Origin of the sequence: Streptomyces sp. NPDC016640 (assembly GCF_043076215.1) — a bacterium.
GTDB lineage: Bacteria > Actinomycetota > Actinomycetes > Streptomycetales > Streptomycetaceae > Streptomyces.
The window spans coordinates 56,688-75,899 of record NZ_JBIBRG010000005.1 but is presented as its reverse complement, the minus strand read 5'-3'; the positions used below and the strand labels follow the sequence as shown (position 1 = coordinate 75,899).

12 protein-coding genes and 1 tRNA gene are annotated in these 19,212 nt (G+C 72.2%); 4 read left to right on the top strand and 9 right to left on the bottom strand.

From position 1 onward, the window contains the following. Positions 1-82 precede the first annotated feature (82 nt). Positions 83-155, bottom strand: a tRNA-Leu gene (locus tag ACF07S_RS12415). Positions 156-260: 105 nt separating this feature from the next. Here ACF07S_RS12415 and ACF07S_RS12410 point away from each other — a divergent pair. Next, positions 261-917, top strand: coding sequence for an ANTAR domain-containing response regulator (locus ACF07S_RS12410; protein ID WP_391965079.1), 657 nt, complete (start codon positions 261-263; stop codon positions 915-917). A gap of 77 nt (positions 918-994) precedes the next feature. Here the strand turns inward: ACF07S_RS12410 and ACF07S_RS12405 are convergent, their stop codons facing one another. The 7 genes from ACF07S_RS12405 to ACF07S_RS12375 form a co-directional block, all read right to left on the bottom strand. Next, positions 995-1,711 (bottom strand): ABC transporter ATP-binding protein, encoded by a 717-nt coding sequence (locus ACF07S_RS12405; RefSeq protein ID WP_391965078.1) that lies wholly within the window; start codon positions 1,709-1,711, stop codon positions 995-997. Then, complete coding sequence (locus ACF07S_RS12400; RefSeq protein WP_391974243.1) at positions 1,708-2,613, bottom strand: ABC transporter ATP-binding protein; 906 nt, start codon at positions 2,611-2,613, stop codon at positions 1,708-1,710. The genes ACF07S_RS12405 and ACF07S_RS12400 overlap by 4 nt, the downstream gene beginning before the upstream one ends. A 5-nt stretch (positions 2,614-2,618) precedes the next feature. Next, positions 2,619-4,442, bottom strand: coding sequence for a branched-chain amino acid ABC transporter permease (locus ACF07S_RS12395; protein ID WP_391974139.1), 1,824 nt, complete (start codon positions 4,440-4,442; stop codon positions 2,619-2,621). A 5-nt stretch (positions 4,443-4,447) separates the two neighbouring features. Beyond that, the gene (locus ACF07S_RS12390; RefSeq protein WP_391965075.1) at positions 4,448-5,377 is read right to left on the bottom strand and encodes a branched-chain amino acid ABC transporter permease; all 930 of its coding nucleotides are present in this window, start codon (positions 5,375-5,377) and stop codon (positions 4,448-4,450) included. 113 nt (positions 5,378-5,490) lie between these two features. Beyond that, positions 5,491-6,723, bottom strand: coding sequence for an ABC transporter substrate-binding protein (locus tag ACF07S_RS12385; protein ID WP_391965074.1), 1,233 nt, complete (start codon positions 6,721-6,723; stop codon positions 5,491-5,493). Positions 6,724-7,809: 1,086 nt separating this feature from the next. After that, positions 7,810-8,292 (bottom strand): PaaI family thioesterase, encoded by a 483-nt coding sequence (locus ACF07S_RS12380; RefSeq protein WP_391965073.1) that lies wholly within the window; start codon positions 8,290-8,292, stop codon positions 7,810-7,812. Positions 8,293-8,355: 63 nt separating this feature from the next. Continuing rightward, positions 8,356-10,635, bottom strand: a complete 2,280-nt coding sequence (locus ACF07S_RS12375) for an FdhF/YdeP family oxidoreductase (protein ID WP_391974138.1) — start codon at positions 10,633-10,635, stop codon at positions 8,356-8,358. A 152-nt stretch (positions 10,636-10,787) separates the two neighbouring features. On the opposite strand from ACF07S_RS12375, the gene polA reads away from it, so the two are divergent. From polA to ACF07S_RS12360, 3 genes are all read left to right on the top strand, one after another. Continuing rightward, positions 10,788-13,517, top strand: a complete 2,730-nt coding sequence (gene polA / locus ACF07S_RS12370) for a DNA polymerase I (protein ID WP_391965071.1) — start codon at positions 10,788-10,790, stop codon at positions 13,515-13,517. Between the two features lie 259 nt (positions 13,518-13,776). Beyond that, the gene (locus ACF07S_RS12365) at positions 13,777-14,241 is read left to right on the top strand and encodes a hypothetical protein (protein WP_391974137.1); all 465 of its coding nucleotides are present in this window, start codon (positions 13,777-13,779) and stop codon (positions 14,239-14,241) included. Between the two features lie 307 nt (positions 14,242-14,548). Beyond that, positions 14,549-16,303, top strand: coding sequence for a lytic transglycosylase domain-containing protein (locus ACF07S_RS12360; RefSeq protein WP_391974136.1), 1,755 nt, complete (start codon positions 14,549-14,551; stop codon positions 16,301-16,303). A 205-nt stretch (positions 16,304-16,508) separates the two neighbouring features. Here ACF07S_RS12360 and ACF07S_RS12355 read toward each other — a convergent pair whose 3' ends face one another. Then, the gene (locus ACF07S_RS12355) at positions 16,509-19,208 is read right to left on the bottom strand and encodes an ATP-dependent RNA helicase (protein ID WP_391974135.1); all 2,700 of its coding nucleotides are present in this window, start codon (positions 19,206-19,208) and stop codon (positions 16,509-16,511) included. Between the last annotated feature and the right edge of the window lie 4 nt (positions 19,209-19,212).

Below are 19,212 nucleotides of genomic sequence, written 5' to 3'. Positions count from 1 at the left end.
GCCGCCGCGCAGCAGAAAGCGGATGTTCACCGAAAAGGTGGACATCCGCTGTCAAATGGTGACCTTGGATACAAAGGAAAAGTACCCCGGGTCGGATTCGAACCGACGCTGGATGGTGTTTGAGACCATTGCCTCTACCGCTGGGCTACCGGGGCGCCCTGCAAAACGAAGGTAGACGGTCACCCGCCGTGCCCCCACCTTACCGCAGCTGGGTACGCTCTTGTCAGCAGTACCGGTCTGCCCCGCACCAAGGAGCCCACGTGAGCGCCCCCGAGCCGCCCCAGCCTGTAGACGTGCCCGACGACGACAAGTCGCACGTGCCTCCGATGACGACGCGCGTCGTGATCGCCGAGGACGAGGCCCTGATCCGGCTCGACCTCAAGGAGATGCTGGAGGAGGAGGGGTACTCCGTCGTCGGTGAGGCCGGGGACGGCGAGCAGGCCGTCGAGCTGGCCCGCGAGCACCGGCCCGATCTGGTGATCCTCGATGTGAAGATGCCGAAGCTGGACGGCATCTCCGCGGCGGAGAAGATCGCCGAGGAGGGCATCGCCCCGGTGCTGATGCTGACCGCCTTCTCCCAGCGCGACCTGGTGGAGCGGGCGCGGGACGCGGGGGCCATGGCGTACCTGGTGAAGCCGTTCAGCAAGAGCGACGTGGTGCCGGCGATCGAGATGGCGGTGTCCCGCTTCACCGAGCTGAAGGAGCTGGAGCGCGAGGTCGCGGACCTGAGCCAGCGGCTGGAGACGCGCAAGCTGGTGGACCGGGCGAAGTCGGTGCTGCAGACGCAGTACGGACTGACCGAGCCGGCGGCGTTCCGCTGGATCCAGAAGACGTCGATGGACCGGCGGATGTCGATGCAGCAGGTCGCGCAGGCGGTCATCGACGACGCCGAGGAGAAGAAGGCGTCCAAGGGGTAGCCCCCGGCAGCGGCGAAGGCCCGCGCCCCCGGTACCGGGGGCGCGGGCCTTCGCCGTGTGCGGGCCGGACGGCGGTCTCAGTCCTCGCCGAGGTAGGCCTTGCGGACGGACTCGTCGTGCAGCAGGTCCTGCCCGGTGCCGGAGAGGACGATCTTGCCGACCTCCATGACATGGGCGTGGTCCGCCAGCGACAGCGCGGCCTGGGCGTTCTGCTCGATGAGCAGGATGGTGGTGCCCTGGGACTTGAGCTCGGCGATGGTCGCCATGATCTTCTGCATCATGATCGGCGACAGACCCATGGAGGGCTCGTCGAGCATCAGCAGTTTGGGCCGGGACATCAGGGCCCGCCCCATGGCGAGCATCTGCTGCTCACCGCCGGAGAGGGTGCCCGCGGCCTGCTTGCTGCGTTCCCCGAGGATGGGGAAGAGGTCGTAGGCGCGCCGGATGTCCTTCTCGATGCCGTCCTTGTCGTTGCGGAGGTAGGCGCCGAGACGGAGGTTGTCCTCGATGGTCATGCGGGGGAAGATGTGCCGCCCCTCGGGGGAGTGGGCGAGCCCCAGCGAGACGATCTTGTGGGCGGGGATCTTCCTCAGCGGCCGGCCGTCGAACACGATGTGGCCGGAGACCGGCTGGAGCAGCCCGGACAGCGTCCTGAGCGTGGTGGTCTTGCCGGCGCCGTTGGTGCCGATGAGGGTGACGACCTCGCCCGCGTCGACCTTGAACGAGATGCCCTTGACGGCCTCGATCTTGCCGTAGGCGACCCTGAGGTCCTCGACCTCCAGCAGTGCGGTCACTTGTCGTCCCCTTCTGTGGTGCTGTCCGCCGCGGCGGCCCCGGCCCCGGGGGCGCCGGTCCCGGCGGCCTGGGATTCGGCGGCCTCGACCTCGGCGGCCTCCTCCTGGCCGGGTGCGCCTTCGAAGGGGGTGCCGAGGTAGGCGGCGATGACGCGCTCGTCGGCCTGGACGACCTCGGCGGGTCCTTCGACGATCTTCTCGCCCTGGACGAGTACGGCGACCCGGTCGCAGAGGTTCATGATGAACCGGATGTCGTGTTCGATGACGAGGACGGCGATGCCCTGGTCGCGGATGGCGAAGATGAGTTCCTCGGCCGCGCGGGTCTCCTGCGGGTTCATGCCCGCGGTGGGCTCGTCGAGGAGGAGCAGGCCGGGCTCGCTCGCGAGCGCCCGGGCGATCTCCAGCTTGCGCTGCTCGCCGTAGGGCAGGTTGCGGGCGAGGTGGTCGGCCTTGGCGGCGAGACCGGTGAACTCCAGGAGTTCCATGGCCCGTTCGCGGGAGGCCGCCTCCGCCTTCTTGAAGCCGGGCAGGCGCAGCAGGGCCGACCAGAGGCCTTCCTTGGTGCGGGTGTGCCGTCCGACGAGCACGTTCTCCAGAACGGTCATGTTGGCGAAGAGCCGGATGTTCTGGAACGTGCGGGCGATGCCGGCCTGGGTGACCAGGTGCGGCTTGGGCGGCAGCACGGTGCCCTTGTACGAGACCTTGCCCTCGGTGGGGACGTACAGGCCGGTGAGGCAGTTGAAGAAGGTGGTCTTGCCGGCGCCGTTGGGTCCGATGAGGCCGACGATCTCGCCGCTGTTGACGGTGAGGTCGACGGAGCGCACGGCGGTGAGTCCGCCGAACCGCATGGTGACGTCGCTGGCGTCGAGCACCGTCGTGGTGGTGGGTGCGGTGGTGGTCATGGTGGTCACGCCCCTGCCTTCGCGACGCCGGTCGCGCCGTCGGGGAGCGGCTTGTCGTCCGGTACGTCGAGCTGTCCGGTTTCGTGGAACTCGAGCTGCTTCCTGCGGTCGGCGACCAGTCCCTCGGGGCGGTAGCGCATGAGGAGCATGAGCGCGGCGCCGAAGAGCAGCAGCTGGTATTCCGCCATGAACTGGAGCTTGGCCGGGATCAGGTAGAGCAGCGCGGCGCCGATGAGCGGGCCGCTGATGGTGCCCATGCCGCCGAGGATGACGGCGGCGAGCAGGAAGGCCGAGTTCGGCGGCACGGAGCCGGCGAACTGGTACTGCTCGGGGGTGACGCTGTAGGACACGTGGGCCTGCACGGTGCCGGCGAGGCCGGCCAGGCAGGCGCCGAGGGCGAAGGCGAGGAGCTTGAGGCGGAAGCCGTTGATGCCCATGGCGGTGGCGGCGGTCTCGTCCTCGCGGATGGCGACCCAGGCGCGGCCGATGCGGGATTCCGCGGAGCGGCGGAAGACCAGCACGACGACGGCCGTGAACAGCAGCATCAGCAGGTAGTAGTTGCCGGAGCGGGTGAGCTCGTGGCCGAGGACGTCGTGCGGGACTCCGAGGTTGAACCCGAAGATCTCCAGGTCGGGGATGTTCGGGATGCCGTTGGAGCCGTTGGTGACGTCCGGTCCGCTGTTGCCGTTCAGGTTGTTCATGGTGATGCGGAAGATCTCGCCGAAGCCGAGCGTCACGATGGCGAGGTAGTCGCCGCGCAGCCGCAGGGTCGGGGCACCGATCACCACGCCGAAGACCAGCGAGGCGAGGGCACCGGTGAGAACGGCCGCCCAGAACGGGAAGTGCAGGCCGATGCTCGACTGGGGGGAGCCGGAGACCAGGGCGGCGGCGTAGGCGCCGACGCCGAGGAAGGCGACGTAACCGAGGTCGAGGAGGCCGGCGAGGCCGACGACGACGTTCAGGCCCAGGGCGACGGTGGCGAAGATCAGGATGTTCGCGCCGATGAGGGCGAACTGGTCGTTGCCCTGGGTGAAGGGGAAGCAGATCGCGGCGGCGAAGGCGGCCGCGAGGGTGACGTTGCGGTGCTTGGCGGTGAGGGCCGAGAGCCGCTTGAGGAGTCCCGCGCGGGTGACGGCGGTGAAGCCGAACGCGGCGGTGATCAGGAAGCCGATGAACAGCTCGGAGTACTCGGTGCTGATGCCGTACGCGAAGACGTACAGGCCGACGCCGAAGCCTGCGGCGATGACGAGGATCTCGGCCCAGGAGGGCAGGTCCTTGGCACGGCCGGGCTCGGGGGCGGTGAGGGAGTGGCGGATCCGGCCCCAGAGGCCGGGACGGCCCTCGTCGGCGTCGTACGGCTGGTCGGCGGAGAGGCCGAGGGCGCCGAGGACGGCGACGAGGGCGCCGACGCCGGAGACCCAGGCGCCGGGTTCGAGGTTGACGAGGCCGCCGAGCTCCTGGCTGATGGCACCGATGGCGTAGCCGGTGGTGCCGAGGACGCCGAGGGCGCTCAGCAGGACGGGGCTGTTGGTGCCGCCGGGGGTGAGCCAGCGCAGGCCCCGGACGCCGTAGCCCGAGAGGGCGAACAGCAGTGTGAGGACCGAGCCGACGAGGGTGAGGACCTGCAGGCCGCCGGGGTAGCCGGTGACGGTGAGGTTGCCGGGGAACTCGTCGGTCCAGGTCCAGGCGAGGAAGGTGCCGACGAGGGCGACGGCGGAGCCGGCGACGGTGATCGCGCGTGCCGCGGCGGGCGGCAGGGGGACGACCGGGGCGGCGGGTGCCGTGGCCGCCTTGGCGGTGCTGCCGGTGGTGGGAGTGTTGGTGGTCATGGGTATCACGCCCGATCCGCGACGCGTTCGCCGAGCAGGCCCTGTGGCCGGAAGAGCAGGACCAGGATGAGCAGGCTGAAGGCCCATACGTCCTTCCACGCGCCGCCACCGAAGAGGTCCATGCCGGGGATGTTGCCGATGTAGCCGGTGGCGAGGGCCTCGGCGACGCCGAGGACGATGCCGCCGAGCATGGCGCCGTAGATGTTGCCGATGCCGCCGAGGACGGCGGCGGTGAAGGCCTTGAGGCCCATCAGGAAGCCCATGCGGAAGCCGACCTGGCCGTTCTTCAGGCCGTAGGCGACGGCGGCCACGGCGGCGAAGGCGGCACCGATGGCGAAGGCCATGACGATGATGCGGTCGGTGTTGACACCCATCAGCTTCGCGGTGTCGGGGTCCTGGGCGGTGGCCTGCATACCGCGCCCGGAGCGGGTCTTCGACACGAAGAGGCCGAGGGCGACCATGCACAGCGGGGCGGCGATGAGGACGAAGAGGTCACCTCGCTGGACGGTGGCCCCGAGGATGTCGAGGGGCTCGCCCTGGAACTGCGGGAAGGAGCGGTCCTTCTTCGCCTCCGGGTACCACATCCACACGATCTGCTGGAGGACGATGGACAGGCCGATGGCGGTGATCAGCGGTGCCAGCCGTGGCGCGTCGCGCAGGGGCCGGTAGGCGAAGCGCTCCGCCGCGGTGGCGAAGGCGACGGAGACGACGACGCCGCCGAGGATCATGAGGGGGATGGCGGCGCCGAGGGCGAAGCCGTCGGGGAGTATCAGGAAGACGGTGAGGGCCCCGAAGCCCCCGACCATGAAGATCTCGCCATGGGCGAAGTTGATGAGCTGGACAATGCCGTAGACCATCGTGTAGCCGATCGCGATGAGACCGTACATCGCGCCGAGGATGAGTCCATTGGCCAGCTGTTGCGGCAGTTCGTTCACCGCAGGGCCTCCGTGGAGTGGTTCGGATACGGCGCCGCGCGGGAGCGCTGGTGGGCGCTCCCGCGCGGCCTGGGGTCAATGTGGTGAGGGTGGTGTCCTCTGTGTCCCCTGGGTCAGTCCACCTTGGGCGAGCCGCTGTACTCGGGCGCCCAGGCGCTGCTCTCGACCTTGTAGGCCGTCATCAGCGTGTTGGTGGTGTCACCGAACTCGTCGAAGGAGACGGTGCCGGTGACGCCGTCGAACTTGACCTTGCTCATGGCGTCCAGGACCGCCTTGCGGCCGTCGGTCGGGACCTCGCCGTCGTTGCCGTCGACCGCCAGCTTGACGGCCTCGATGATCGACCAGGTGGCGTCGTAGGTGAGGCCGCCGTAGGCCTCGTACGGGTCCTCGAAGCCCTCGGCCTTGTAGTTCTCGATGAACTCCTTGGCGGAGGGGAGCTGCTCGACGGGCTTGCCCACGGAGGTGGCGAGGTCGCCCGCGGCCTTCTTGTTGAGCTTCGGGAACTCGCCGGAGTAGATGCCGTCGCCGCCCATCAGCGGGATGCTCTGGCCGCTGTCCTTGAGCTGCTGGCTCAGCGGGGCGGCGGCGGGGTACTCGCCACCGTAGTAGAGGGCTTCGGCGCCGGTCTTCTTGATCTTGGCGACGACGGCGTTGAAGTCGCGGTCGTCGGGGTTGATGTGGTCGGTGCCGACGATCTTGCCGCCGAGCTTGGTGAAGTTCGTCTTGAACGAGGCGGCCAGGCCGGCGCCGTAGGTCTTCTGGTCGTCGATCAGGTAGACCTTCTTCTTGCCGGCCTTGGTGTAGAGGTACTCGGCGGCGAAGGCACCCTGGATCTCGTCCGTGGTGGCGGTGCGGAAGAACGTCTCGAACTGGCGGACCGAGTCGCCGGTCTTCCAGCCGTCGCCCTGGGTCAGCTCGGTGCCGGTGTTGGCCGGGGACACCTGGACCAGACCGGCGTCGTTGAACGGCTTCTGCATCTGCTGCGAGACGCTGGAGTTCAGCGGGCCGACGACGCCGAGGACGTCCTTGTTGCTGATGAACTTCTGGGCGTTCTGCTGGCCGACGGAGGGCTGCGCCTGGTCGTCGAGCGGTTCGAGCTCGAACTCGACGCCCTCGACGAACTCCTCCTTGTTGGCCGTCTTGACCGCGAGCTCGGCGGAGTTGCGCATGCCGAGGCCGAGGGCCGAGAGGTCGCCGGTCAGCGGGGCGTCGATGCCGATCACAACAGTGGTCTTGTCGCCGCCGCCACTGCCGTTGCTGCTGTCGTCGCGCGATCCGCATGCGGTGAGCGTGAGCGATCCCGCCGCGAGTGTTGCGGTGAGGGCGATGAGCGAACGTTGACGCACGATCCAGTCCTTTCCCCTGACAGCCACCTCCAGATGGAAATGGCCGAGTCGAGCGCTGGGCCGACGTGACAATCGGGTGGCGCGGTGACTGGCCGTGACTCTAAGCGGGTGTGGGGAACGTGGAGGAGGGTCTGGCCAAGGCTGTGACTCTCTTGTTATGACACGACGTATTGCAGAGCGGTACTCGCTGGGGGGAACGGCGGAATTCTCGCCGTTTTGCCCTGTCCGCATGTTGAGAAACCGCAGGACCCGGCGCGGTGTGTTCAGGTGTATCAGGGGTTTTGGTAATGACCGGACATCGTTGCTGCGGGCGACTTGCGGGGCCCGGGGGAAGGGTTCGCGTGCTCGGCGGCCCGTAGGGGCGGGTCGGGTGACTGTATTGCGTGCGTATTACGCAGAGTTACGTCCGGGAAAGGTGATCCGGCGTTCCGGAGTTCCCTGGCGGATTCCCTCATTCCGTCGCGGATGGGGTGACGGGAGGGCCGGGGGAGCGGGGCGGGCGGGACGGGGTGGAGACGGGGCGGAATTCCGTGTAATAGGCACCGAAAGCTGTGCTCGAGTGTCCGGCCGGATGCCAGAATCCAAAGTTCCGAATATCTGGATCAAGGGGTGTGGCCTGCGGTTTTCATGAACCGCGGGAGGGTGTCCCGCCCAGGGGCGCGGTCCGTCGGACGACTCGCCGCGCCGGTGCCGCCCGGCCCGGCCCTCCCGCAGACGATGGGGCGCCAGGTGGCGTGCGTCGTCCGCGCCATGACGTCCCCCGGCAATTTCGCCGGGAGCCTTCGCGCGGTTTTCGAGGGGGGCTTCGGAAAGTTTTCAAAGGGCCTGCGACGGGCCTTCCGGTGACCGGATGCGGTGGTCGCGGGCACCGGAGGGCCGGCCGGAAGGGCGGACGGGAGGCGCGGAGCGGGCGTGCCTGCCCCCGCTCCGGCGGGCCCCTGCCCGCTCCGTGCCCGCTCGGCGCTCGCCGCGTGCCCGATCCCCCGGTGCCCGCCCGGCTCCGTGCGCGCACGGCCGGACGTCCACGGCCCGGAGGCGATGGCGCAGCGGCGCGGCGCGAACGGGTCCCCGGCGCCGCGAGGGCGCTCAGCCCGCCGCGCGTTCCCCGTCGCCGGGCCGCGCGTCCCGCAGCAGACAGGTCAGCCGCGCGGTGCACACCCGCTGGTCCGCCTCGTCGGTGACGACGATCTCGTACGTCGCCGTGGACCGCCCCCGGTGCACCGGCGTGGCGACCCCGGTGACCAGGCCGGAACGGACACCGCGGTGATGGGTGCAGTTGAGGTCGACACCGACCGCGATCTTGGAGCTGCCGCCGTGCAGCATCGACCCCACCGAGCCCAGCGTCTCGGCCAGAACCGCGGAGGCGCCGCCGTGCAGCAGGCCGTACGGCTGGGTGTTGCCCTCCACCGGCATGGTCCCGACGACCCGCTCCGCCGACGCCTCGACTATCTGCACGCCCATCCGCGTGCCCAGGTGGCCCGCCGAGAACAGCGCCTGCAGGTCCACGCCGAGCGCGGCGTACTCGTCGACGACCTCTTGCGGGAACTTCACGTGCTGCTGCTCTCCCATGGGGCCCGGCTCCGTTCGCTCGTGTCGCGTCGTGATCACTGAGGCTCTTCGCTGAGCAAACGCTCAGTCGGCCGCCGATTGTTCCAGACGCACCACGACGGACTTGCTGGCCGGGGTGTTGCTGGTGTCCGCGGTGGCGTCCAGCGGCACCAGCACGTTGGTCTCCGGGTAGTACGCCGCGGCGCAGCCCCGCGCGGTCGGGTAGTGCACGACGCGGAAGCCGGGCGCCCTGCGCTCCACGCCGTCCCTCCACTCGCCGACCAGGTCGACGTACGAGCCGTCCGCGAGCGCCAGTTCCCGCGCGTCCTCCGGGTTGACCAGCACCACCCGGCGGCCGTTCCTGATGCCCCGGTAGCGGTCGTCGAGGCCGTAGACCGTGGTGTTGTACTGGTCGTGCGAGCGCATCGTCTGCAGCAGCAGCCGGCCCTTCGGCAGCTCGGGGAACTCCACCGGAGCGGCGGTGAAGTTGGCCTTGCCGGTGGCGGTGGGGAAACGGCGTTCGTCGCGCGGGGCGTGGGGGAGCGCGAAGCCCTCGGGGCGGGCCACGCGCGCGTTGAAGTCCTCGAATCCGGGGATCACCCGCGCGATGCGGTCGCGGATCGTGGCGTAGTCCTTCTCGAACTCCTCCCACGGCACCGTGCTGCGCTCGCCGAGGACGCGGCGGGCCAGCCGGCACACGATGGCCGGCTCGGACAGCAGGTGCCGGCTCGCCGGCTCCAGCCGGCCGCGCGAGGCGTGCACCATGCCCATGGAGTCCTCGACCGTCACGAACTGCTCGCCACCGCCCTGGAGATCGCGCTCCGTGCGTCCCAGGGTGGGCAGGATCAGGGCACGCGCGCCGGTGACGGTGTGCGAGCGGTTCAGCTTGGTCGACACGTGCACCGTCAGCCGGGCGCGGCGCATCGCGGCCTCGGTGACCTCCGTGTCGGGGGACGCGGAGACGAAGTTGCCGCCCATGGCGAAGAAGACCTTGGCCCTCCCGTCGCGCAACGCGCGGATGGCCCGTACCACGTCGTAACCGTGCTCGCGCGGCGGCGCGAAGCCGAACTCCCTCTGCAGGGCGTCCAGGAACGCCGGCGCGGGCCGCTCGAAGATGCCCATGGTGCGGTCGCCCTGCACGTTGCTGTGGCCGCGCACCGGGCACACGCCCGCGCCCGGGCGGCCGATGTTGCCGCGCAGCAGCAGGAAGTTGACGACCTCGCGGATCATGGCGACGGAGTGCTTGTGCTGGGTGAGGCCCATTGCCCAGCACACGATGACGCGCTCGGAGTCGAGGACCATCCGCAGGCACCGCTCGATGTCCCCGCGCGTGAGACCGGTCGCGGTGAGCGTCTCCGCCCAGTCCGCGGCACGCGCGGCGTCGGCGAACTCCTCGTAGCCGTGGGTGTGTTCGCGGACGAACTCCTCGTCCACCGCGCCGGGCGTGTCGAGGATCAGCTTGTTGAGGAGGCGGAAGAGGGCCTGGTCGCCGCCGATGCGGATCTGCAGGAACAGGTCCGTCAGCGCGGCCCCGGTGGTGAGGCCCCGGGGAGTCTGCGGGTTCTTGAAGCGCTCCAGGCCCGCCTCAGGCAGCGGGTTGACGCTGACGATCCGCGCGCCGTTCGCCTTGGCCTTCTCCAGGGCGGACAGCATGCGGGGGTGGTTGGTGCCCGGGTTCTGCCCGGCGACGATGATCAGGTCGGCCCGGTACAGGTCCTCGAGCAGGACGCTGCCCTTGCCCACGCCGATGGTCTCCGACAGCGCCGAGCCGGAGGACTCGTGGCACATGTTCGAGCAGTCGGGCAGGTTGTTGGTGCCGAGCTCGCGCGCGAACAGCTGGTAGAGGAACGCGGCCTCGTTGCTGGTGCGTCCGGAGGTGTAGAAGACGGCCTCGTCGGGGGAGCCGAGGGCGGTGATCTCCTCGGCGACGATGCCGAAGGCACGCTCCCAGGTGACGGGCTCGTAGTGGTCGCCGCCCTCGGGGAGGTACACGGGGTGGGTCAGCCGGCCCTGCTGGCCCAGCCAGTAGCCGCTGCGGCCGGCCAGATCGGCGACGGAGTGCGCGGCGAAGAACTCCGGGGTGACCCGGCGCAGGGTGGCCTCCTCGGCCACGGCCTTCGCGCCGTTCTCGCAGAACTCCGCCGTGTGCCGGTGCTCCGGCTCCGGCCAGGCGCAGCCCGGGCAGTCGAAGCCGTCCTTCTGGTTGACGCCGAGGAGCGTCAGCGCGGTGCGCCGCACACCCATCTGCCGGTGGGCCATGCGCAGGGTGTGACCGATCGCCGGAAGGCCCCCGGCCGCGTGCTGTGGCTCGGAGACCTGCGGCGCGTCCTGTACCGGATCGCCCTTGGGCGGCTTTGTGGCCATCGCGCGCTCCTGTTCCCGTACACGTGTGGGGTGCCTCTCCGATCCTCGCACGCGACGGCGACGCCCTTGTGGGCCGGACGCAGGGAGATCGACGGGGCGGACGGTGAGGCGGGCGGGGCGGAGTGTCAGTGGACCGTGGCAGGATCGGGGGCGTGGCAGAAACAGCATCGAAGAAGACCGACCAGACCTCCGGCGGGACCCGTCCGCGACTGATGCTCATGGACGGGCACTCGCTGGCCTACCGCGCGTTCTTCGCGCTGCCCGTGGAGAACTTCACCACCGCGACGGGCCAGCCGACGAACGCGATCTACGGCTTCGCGTCGATGCTGGCCAACACGCTGCGTGACGAGGCGCCCACGCACTTCGCCGTCGCCTTCGACGTCTCGCGCAAGACGTGGCGGTCGGAGGAGTTCACCGAGTACAAGGCGAACCGCTCCAAGACGCCGGACGAGTTCAAGGGCCAGGTCGAGCTGATCGGCGAGCTGCTCGACGCGATGCACGCCGAGCGCTTCGCCGTCGAGGGGTTCGAGGCGGACGACGTCATCGCCACCCTCGCCACCCAGGCCGAGGCCGAGGGCTTCGACGTGCTGATCGTCACCGGCGACCGGGACTCCTTCCAGCTGGTCTCCGAGCACACCACGGTGCTCTACCCGACGAAGGGCGTCTCGGAGCTGACCCGGTTCACCCCGGAGAAGGTCTTCGAGAAGTACGGGCTGACGCCCGCCCAGTACCCCGACTTCGCGGCGCTGCGCGGCGACCCGTCCGACAACCTGCCCGGCATCCCTGGCGTCGGCGAGAAGACGGCCGCGAAGTGGATCAACCAGTTCGGCTCCTTCGCCGAGCTGGTCGAGCGGGTCGAGGAGGTCAAGGGCAAGGCGGGGCAGAATCTGCGCGACCACCTGGAGGCCGTCAAGCTCAACCGCAGGCTCACCGAGCTGGAGCGCCGGGTCCAGCTGTCCAAGGGCGTCCTCGAGCTGGAGCGCACCGCCTACGACCGCAAGGCCGTGGCGATGATCCTGGACACCCTGGAGATCAGGAACCCCTCGCTGCGCGAGCGCCTGTTCGCCGTCGACCCGGGCGCGGAGGAGACCGAGGCCACCACCCCGGTCGTCGCGGACGGCGTGGAGCTGGACGGCACCGTGCTGGGCACCGGCGAGCTGGCCGGCTGGCTCACGGAGCACGGCACCGGCCCCCTTGGTGTCGCCACGGTCGGCACCTGGGCGCTCGGCACCGGCTCGGTCGCCGAGATCGCGCTGGCCGCCTCCGCCGGTCCGGCCGCCTGGTTCGACCCCTCGGAGCTGGACGAGGCCGACGAGCGGGCGTTCGCCGCCTGGCTCGCCGACGCGGACCGCCCCAAGGTGTTCCACAACGTCAAGGGCGCCATGCGGGTCCTAGCCGAGCACGGCTGGAGCGTCGGGGGCGTCCGCATGGACACCGCCCTCGCCGCCTACCTGGTCAAGCCCGGCCGCCGCTCCTTCGACCTGGACGCGCTGTCCCTGGAGTACCTGCACCGCGAGCTGGCGCCCGCCGCCGCGCCCGACGGCCAGCTGGCCTTCGGCGCCGACGACGGCGCGGAGGCCGAGGCGCTGATGGTGCAGGCCCGCGCGATCCTCGACCTGGGCGAGGCCTTCGAGGACCGCCTGCGGGAGGTGGGCGCGGCGGACCTGCTCCGTGACATGGAACTGCCGACGTCGGCGCTGCTGGCCCGCATGGAGCGGCACGGCATCGCGGCCGGCCGGGCCCACCTGGAGGCCATGGAGCAGATGTTCGCGGGCGCCGTGCAGCAGGCGGTGAAGGAGGCGCACGCGGCGGCGGGGCACGAGTTCAACCTGGGTTCGCCCAAGCAGCTTCAGGAGGTCCTCTTCGGCGAGCTGGCCCTGCCCAGGACGAAGAAGACGAAGACCGGCTACACCACGGACGCCGACGCGCTGGCCTGGCTCGCCACGCAGACCGACAACGAACTGCCGGTGATCATGCTCCGCCACCGTGAACAGGCGAAGCTGCGCGTCACCGTCGAGGGCCTGATCAAGGCGATCGCCGCGGACGGCCGTATCCACACCACGTTCAACCAGACGGTCGCCGCCACCGGCCGTCTGTCGTCGACCGACCCGAACCTGCAGAACATCCCGGTCCGCACGGACGAGGGCCGCGCGATCCGCCGCGGCTTCGTGGTCGGCGAGGGCTTCGAGTCGCTGCTGACCGCCGACTACAGCCAGATCGAACTGCGCGTGATGGCCCACCTCTCCGAGGACGCCGGACTGATCGAGGCGTTCACCTCGGGCGAGGACCTGCACACCACGGCGGCGGCGCAGGTGTTCTCGGTCGAGCAGTCCGCGGTGGACGCGGAGATGCGCCGCAAGATCAAGGCGATGTCGTACGGCCTGGCGTACGGATTGTCGGCCTTCGGCCTGTCCCAGCAGCTGAACATCGAGGCGGCCGAGGCGCGCGCCCTGATGGACGCGTACTTCGAGCGGTTCGGCGGGGTACGGGACTATCTGCGCCGGGTCGTGGAGGAGGCGAGGGCGACCGGCTACACGGCGACGCTCTTCGGCCGCCGCCGCTACCTGCCCGACCTCGGCAGCGACAACCGCCAGCGCCGCGAGGCGGCCGAGCGCATGGCGCTCAACGCGCCGATCCAGGGCACGGCGGCGGACATCGTCAAGATCGCCATGCTGAACGTGGACCGCGCGCTGCGCGAGGCGGACCTGCGCTCCCGCATGCTCCTCCAGGTCCACGACGAAATCGTCCTGGAGATCGCCCCCGGTGAGCGTCCGGCGGTGGAGGAACTGGTCCGACGCGAGATGGCGGCCGCGGTCCGGCTCCGGGTCCCCCTGGGGGTCTCGGTGGGCGCGGGCCCGGACTGGGAGTCGGCGGCCCACTAGCCCCTTGCCGCGGGCCGCCACGGCTGTGCCACCGCTCGTGCCGACGCCGCCGGGCCGTCCGCGTCGGCCGGGACGGCGGGCAGGCCGGTGCGACCGGGGCAGGCCGGGACGGCACGGCCTGCCCCGGTCCACCGGGGCGCCGGCCGGGCACCGGGCCGTTGCCCCGGTGCGGCCCCACCGCCGTGTCCCGGGGGGCCGCTTCACCCGCGTGGTCCCCGCGGACAAGCCGTCGCCCGGCACGCCCTACAGGATGCGGGGCATGGGTATACGCCTGCTTCATCGCACAGCGGCATCCCCGGGGGCCGGCGCCGACGGACCCACCTCTGAGGCGTTTCCGCCGGTTCCCGTCTTCGCGGCCGCCGCCAGCACCGCCCGCGTCCCCGCCACGCCCGCGACCGCGCTGCGGCACGCCACGGCGGACCTCGGCCGTCGCGTCACCGACTGCCGACGGCGCACCGGCCGCGCCTCCGCCGCCGTGCTCCCCGGCCGGCCCGGCCTCCCCGCGGAACCACCGCCGTGGCGGCTGTGGGCCGAGCCGGCCCGCGCCTGCCTCACCCTCGTTCTCGGCCTGCTGCCCCGGTTCCGCCCGGTCCGTACCGTCACCGTGTTCGTCGCGGCGAGCGAAACCCTCAGTGTGCGGACGTACGACCCGGCCGCCGCCCGTCGGCCTCTCCGGGGTCCTCGGTGGCCCGGTCTGCCGGGCCGGCCGGACGCCACGCCCTGACCGCCGGCGCGTACAACGGCAACTCGGCTCCTCGCTGCGGTCGTTGGCCGGGCCGCCGGGGCCCGTCGAGCGGCGGCCCCGGTATGCGGGACGCCCCGCGCCGGTCCCCGGCCACGCACGAACATGGCCAAGCGGTGAATATCGGGCGTGAACGGGTGTCCGAGCAAGGGAAGTTGTCGTAGGGTCGCGAGGGTCGCCGCACCGGGCACGCGTCGAGGGCAACCGGCGGGGCGAGCAGATCGTCACAACAGGGCGGACGCAACACACGGTGACGGACGCCCCGGCGTCCACGGGAGGGGTTCACTCTATGGCGGCGCACATCGGCAGGAGGCTGTGCAAGGGAGCGGCGACCACCGCGGTGGCCGCGGCGGCCGTGGCGGCCTTGTCCGCGTCCCAGGCTCCGGGCGTGACGGCCGACGGCCAGGGCAGACAGACCAGCTCGGACGCCACACCGTCGCCCGAGGAGGCCGCCGGTGGCAGCGCGACCGGCAATTCGCCCTACTACACGGACCTGCCGCCGCTCAACAGCCCGAACCCCTCCCCGAGCACCGGCACCGATCCGGTGAGCCCGGGCACGGCCGAGGCCGGCATACCCGCGACCGTCCTCGACGCCTACAAGCAGGCCGAGGCCGAGCTGCGCGAGAAGAAGCCCGGCTGCAATCTGCCCTGGCAACTGCTCGCCGCCATCGGCAAGGTGGAGTCCGGCCAGGCCCGCGGCGGACGCGTCTCCGCCGACGGCACCACCCTCTCCCCGATCCTCGGCCCCCAGCTCGACGGCAACGGCTTCGCCCTCATCAAGGACACCGACAACGGTGCCTACGACGACAACAGCACCTACGACCAGGCCGTCGGCCCCATGCAGTTCATCCCGTCGACCTGGGAGTGGGCGGGCCGCGACGGAAACGGCGACGGCCGTGAGGACCCCAACAACATCTACGACGCCGCCCTCGCCGCCGGCCACTACCTGTGCCGCTTCGACTGGGACCTGTCCGACCAGGCCGACCTCGACCGGGCGATCCTCAGCTACAACAACTCGAGGGACTACCTGAACACCGTCCGGTCGTGGCTGGAGTACTACCGCAAGGGCAGCCACGAGATCCCCGACGGCACCGGCACGATCCCCGGGGGCCGCAGCGACGGCGCCACCGCGCGCCCCTCCCCGCCGACGCCGACGCCCGGTCCCAGGCCCGGCGGGCAGACCGGCAGCAGTCCCGGCCCCAGGCCGACCGTCCCCGGCACCGGCGGCCCGAGCACCCCGAAGCCCCATCCCACCCCGCCGCCCAGTCCCACCCCGCCGCCCACGTCCACCCCCCCACCGACCCCCACCGACACGGTGGACCACCTGGAGGACGCCGGCACCGGGCAGCTCACCGCGATGGCGGGCGACGCGTTCACCAAGCGGATCAGCGCCCGCGCGGAGACGGATGCGGGGGATGCGGTGGCGAACGTGCGCATCCGCTTCACCGTCATCGGCGACACCGACACCACCTTCGCCGGCGGCGAGAGCGTGGCCACCGTCGTCACCAAGGCCTCGGGCGTCGCCGTGGCGCCCGTCCTCCGGGCGGGCGAGCGGACCGGCGCGTTCACCGTCAGTGCCACCGTCGTGGGCCGCACGGTCCCGGGCCTCGGCTACCGGGCGACGGTCACCGAACGCGTCGCCGACACCCTCGTCCGTGCCGATGACAAGACGCTGACCTGCACCCCGGGCGGGGAGTTCGCCGATTCCGTCGAGGTGAGGGCCACGTACAACGGTGCCGCCGCCGACGGGGTCGCCGCCACCGCCACGCTCGTCACGTCGGCCGGCGACCCGGCCGTCAACGACAAGGGCCCCTACTTCAGGGACGCCGAGGGCAAGGCGGTCCGTACCCTGACCGGGCTGGAGACGGACGCGAACGGCCTGCTGAGACTGCCGAAGCTGTACGCGGACGACACCGCCGGCACGTTCCTGCTCCGCGTCACCACCGCGGGCGGCGCGACCCTCACGGTCGAACTGACCGTGGCGGCGGCCGGGACGACATCCCCGGGCCCGTCGCCCAGCCCGTCCGAGACCTCCGGCGCCTGACGCCCGACGGATGCCGGATGGCGGCCTGACGGATGCGGGGCCGCGCGCCTGCCGCATGCCCGAGGGGCGCCCGGGCGGACGTCCGACGGACACCCGTCGCACGCCTGCCCGTCCGGCGCCGGCCGTGCCCGCGGACGAGGGCGCCCCCACGGTCCGCTGACGACGCAGGGGCGCCCCTGGCGCGTCCGGCCGGAGCCGGAACGGCTCACCGTCCGAGGCGCGCGTTGGTGTGCCGGGTCGGCTCGGCGGCGGCCGGGTCCTGCGGCCACGGGTGCCTGGGGTAACGCCCGCGCAACTCGGCCCGTACGCCCTGGTAGCCGTCCCGCCAGAAGGAGGCGAGATCGGCGGTGACGGCGGCCGGCCGCCCCGCCGGGGACAGCAGATGCACCAGCAGAGGCACCCCGGCCACCCGCGGCGACTCCTGCAGCCCGAACATCTCCTGCAGCTTCACGGCCAGCACCGGCTGCTCCGGGTCGGAGTAGTCGATCCGGATTCCGGACCCACTGGGTACGGTGATCCGCTCGGGGGCGAGGTCGTCGAGCCGCGCGGCCTCACCGGAGGCCCAGGGCAGCAGCCGCCCGAGCGCCTGCCCGGCGTCGATCCGCGCGAGATCCGCCCGCCTGCGGGCACGGCTCAGCTCCGGCTCCAGCCACTCCTCCACACGCGCGTGCAGCGCCTCGTCGGACACATCGGGCCACGGCTCGCCCAGCCGCCCGTGCAGAAAGGCCAGCCGCTGCCGCAGCACGGACGCCCCCGCCGGCCACCGCAGCAGCCCGAACCCCTCCCGCCGCAGCCCGTCCAGTAGCGCCGCGCGCACCAGCGGGGGATCGGCGCCGGCATGCGGCCGCACCGCCAGCTCCACCGCTCCGAGCCGCTCGACCCGCCGGGCCACGACGTCCCCGCCGGCCCAGTGCACCTCCTCGCGGACCTCCGCCAGCGCCCCTGCCGCGAACCGCGCGACGGCCTCGTCGACGACCGCGCCGAGCCTCACGCGCGCGTGCCCCCGTCCCACGGGCCGGTCGGCCACCGCGACGGCGGTCCACTCCGCGCCGCGCAACCCGGAAGCCGTCCCCACCTCGGCCCGGGTCCCGCCCACCATCAGATACGACCCTCCGTCCAGCCGGGCGACCCGCTCGGGAAAAGCGAGCGCGACGACCACCCCGGCCCGAAGCTCCTCCCCGCCCTCGGACCCGCCCACCCGCACCGGTGGGAGGACCCCGGTCGCGTCCGTCGCCGGGGCGTTCCGGGCGGACGCGTGCCGGAGGCCGTCCGGCCGTGTCGGCGGGATGCCGGATGCCTCCCGCGCGGCGGGCGGGAAGGCGGGCCCGCCGCGCGCGCCGGTGCCGTCCGCCGGTAGCGGAGCGCCGCCCGGTGCGGGGGTCCTGCCGGTGGCCCCGGACGCGAGGCCGCGCAGGCGGCGGACCTCCGTGCGCCACCGCGCGGCATACGCGTCACCCCCGCGCCGCGCGGTGCGCAGCGCGCTCGCGAGGTCGTCCCCGTACGCGCGGGGCGGCTCCTCACCGATCAGCGCGACCACCTCGGCGGCGAGGCCGGGCCCCACCACCGGTGCCGCGTCCAGCAGCGCCCGGCCCAGCCGGGGATGCAGCCCCAGCCGCGCGAGCCGCACACCCCGCTCCGTGGCGCGTCCGTCCGGACCGACCGCGCCGATCGCGGTCAGGACCGCCCGGGCCGCCGCCATCGCCCCGCCCGGCGGCGGATCGAGCAGCGCCAGCCCGGAGGCCTCCGGATCGCCCCAGCAGGCCGCCTGCAGCGCGAACGCCGTCAGATCGGCGACCTCGATCTCGGGGGAGGGGAACCGCGGCAGCCGCGCGTCCTCCGCCTCCGCCCAGCAGCGGTACACCGCGCCCGGCGCCTCACGCCCGGCCCGTCCCGCGCGCTGCCGTCCCGCCGCCCGCGAGGCCCGTACCGTCGTCAGCGCGCTCAGCCCCCGCGCGTGGTCCACGCGCGGCTCCCGCGCGAGCCCCGAGTCCACGACCACCCGCACGCCGGGAACCGTCAGCGACGACTCCGCCACCGAGGTCGCGAGCACCACCCGGCGCCGTTCCCCGGGCGCGAGGACCGCGTCCTGCACGGCGGCCGGCGCCCGACCGTGCACCCGGAGCACCTCGGCGCCGCCCACGTCCGCCGGATCCCCCAGCTGCCCGGCCACCCGGTCGATCTCGCCCACCCCGGGCAGGAACACCAGCACGTCCCCCTCCCGCTCGGCCAGCGCCCGCCGCACCACCGACGCCACATGCGTCAGCAGCGCCGGATCGACCCGCATGCCGTGCGGCGGCCGCGGCGCACGCGCGGGAGGCGCCCACACCACCTCCACCGGGAACGCGGCACCCCGCGCCTCGACCACCGGCGCGCCGCCCAGCAGCCGCGCCCAGCCCTCGGCGTCCGTGGTCGCCGACGCCGCGACCAGGCGCAGCTCCGGACGCAGGGTCTCGCGCACGTCCCACAGGAACGCCGCCGCCGTGTCCGCGTCGAGATGCCGCTCGTGGCACTCGTCGAGCACCACCACGTCCACCCCGGCCAGCTCCTGGTCGCGCTGCAGACGCTGAAGGAGCACACCGGTCGTGACGACCTCCACGCGCGTGTGCCGCCCGACCGCCCGCTCACCGCGCACCGTGAAACCGGCCGACTCCCCGACCCGCTCGCCCAGCAGCCACGCCATCCGCCGCGCCGCCGCGCGCGCCGCGATCCGCCGCGGCTCGGCGACCACCACCCGCCGCGCGGGACCGTCACCGAGCAGCCCCGCCAGCGCGAGCGGCACCAGCGTCGTCTTGCCGGTCCCGGGCGGTGCCACCAGTACGGCCGTGCCGTGCGCGTCGAGGGCGCCGGTCAGTCCGGGCAGGGCGGCGCGTACCGGAAGGGCGTCCAGTGCGTCGTAACGGATCACGCGC

What these genes read in the sequence shown, in the direction of transcription:
- ACF07S_RS12400 (WP_391974243.1), bottom strand. Translation starts at nt 2,613, where the DNA reads ATGACCACCACCGCACCCACCACCACGACGGTGCTCGACGCCAGCGAC.
- ACF07S_RS12395 (WP_391974139.1), bottom strand. Translation starts at nt 4,442, where the DNA reads ATGACCACCAACACTCCCACCACCGGCAGCACCGCCAAGGCGGCCACG.
- ACF07S_RS12380 (WP_391965073.1), bottom strand. Translation starts at nt 8,292, where the DNA reads ATGGGAGAGCAGCAGCACGTGAAGTTCCCGCAAGAGGTCGTCGACGAG.
- ACF07S_RS12375 (WP_391974138.1), bottom strand. Translation starts at nt 10,635, where the DNA reads ATGGCCACAAAGCCGCCCAAGGGCGATCCGGTACAGGACGCGCCGCAG.
- ACF07S_RS12365 (WP_391974137.1), top strand. Translation starts at nt 13,777, where the DNA reads ATGGGTATACGCCTGCTTCATCGCACAGCGGCATCCCCGGGGGCCGGC.
- ACF07S_RS12360 (WP_391974136.1), top strand. Translation starts at nt 14,549, where the DNA reads ATGGCGGCGCACATCGGCAGGAGGCTGTGCAAGGGAGCGGCGACCACC.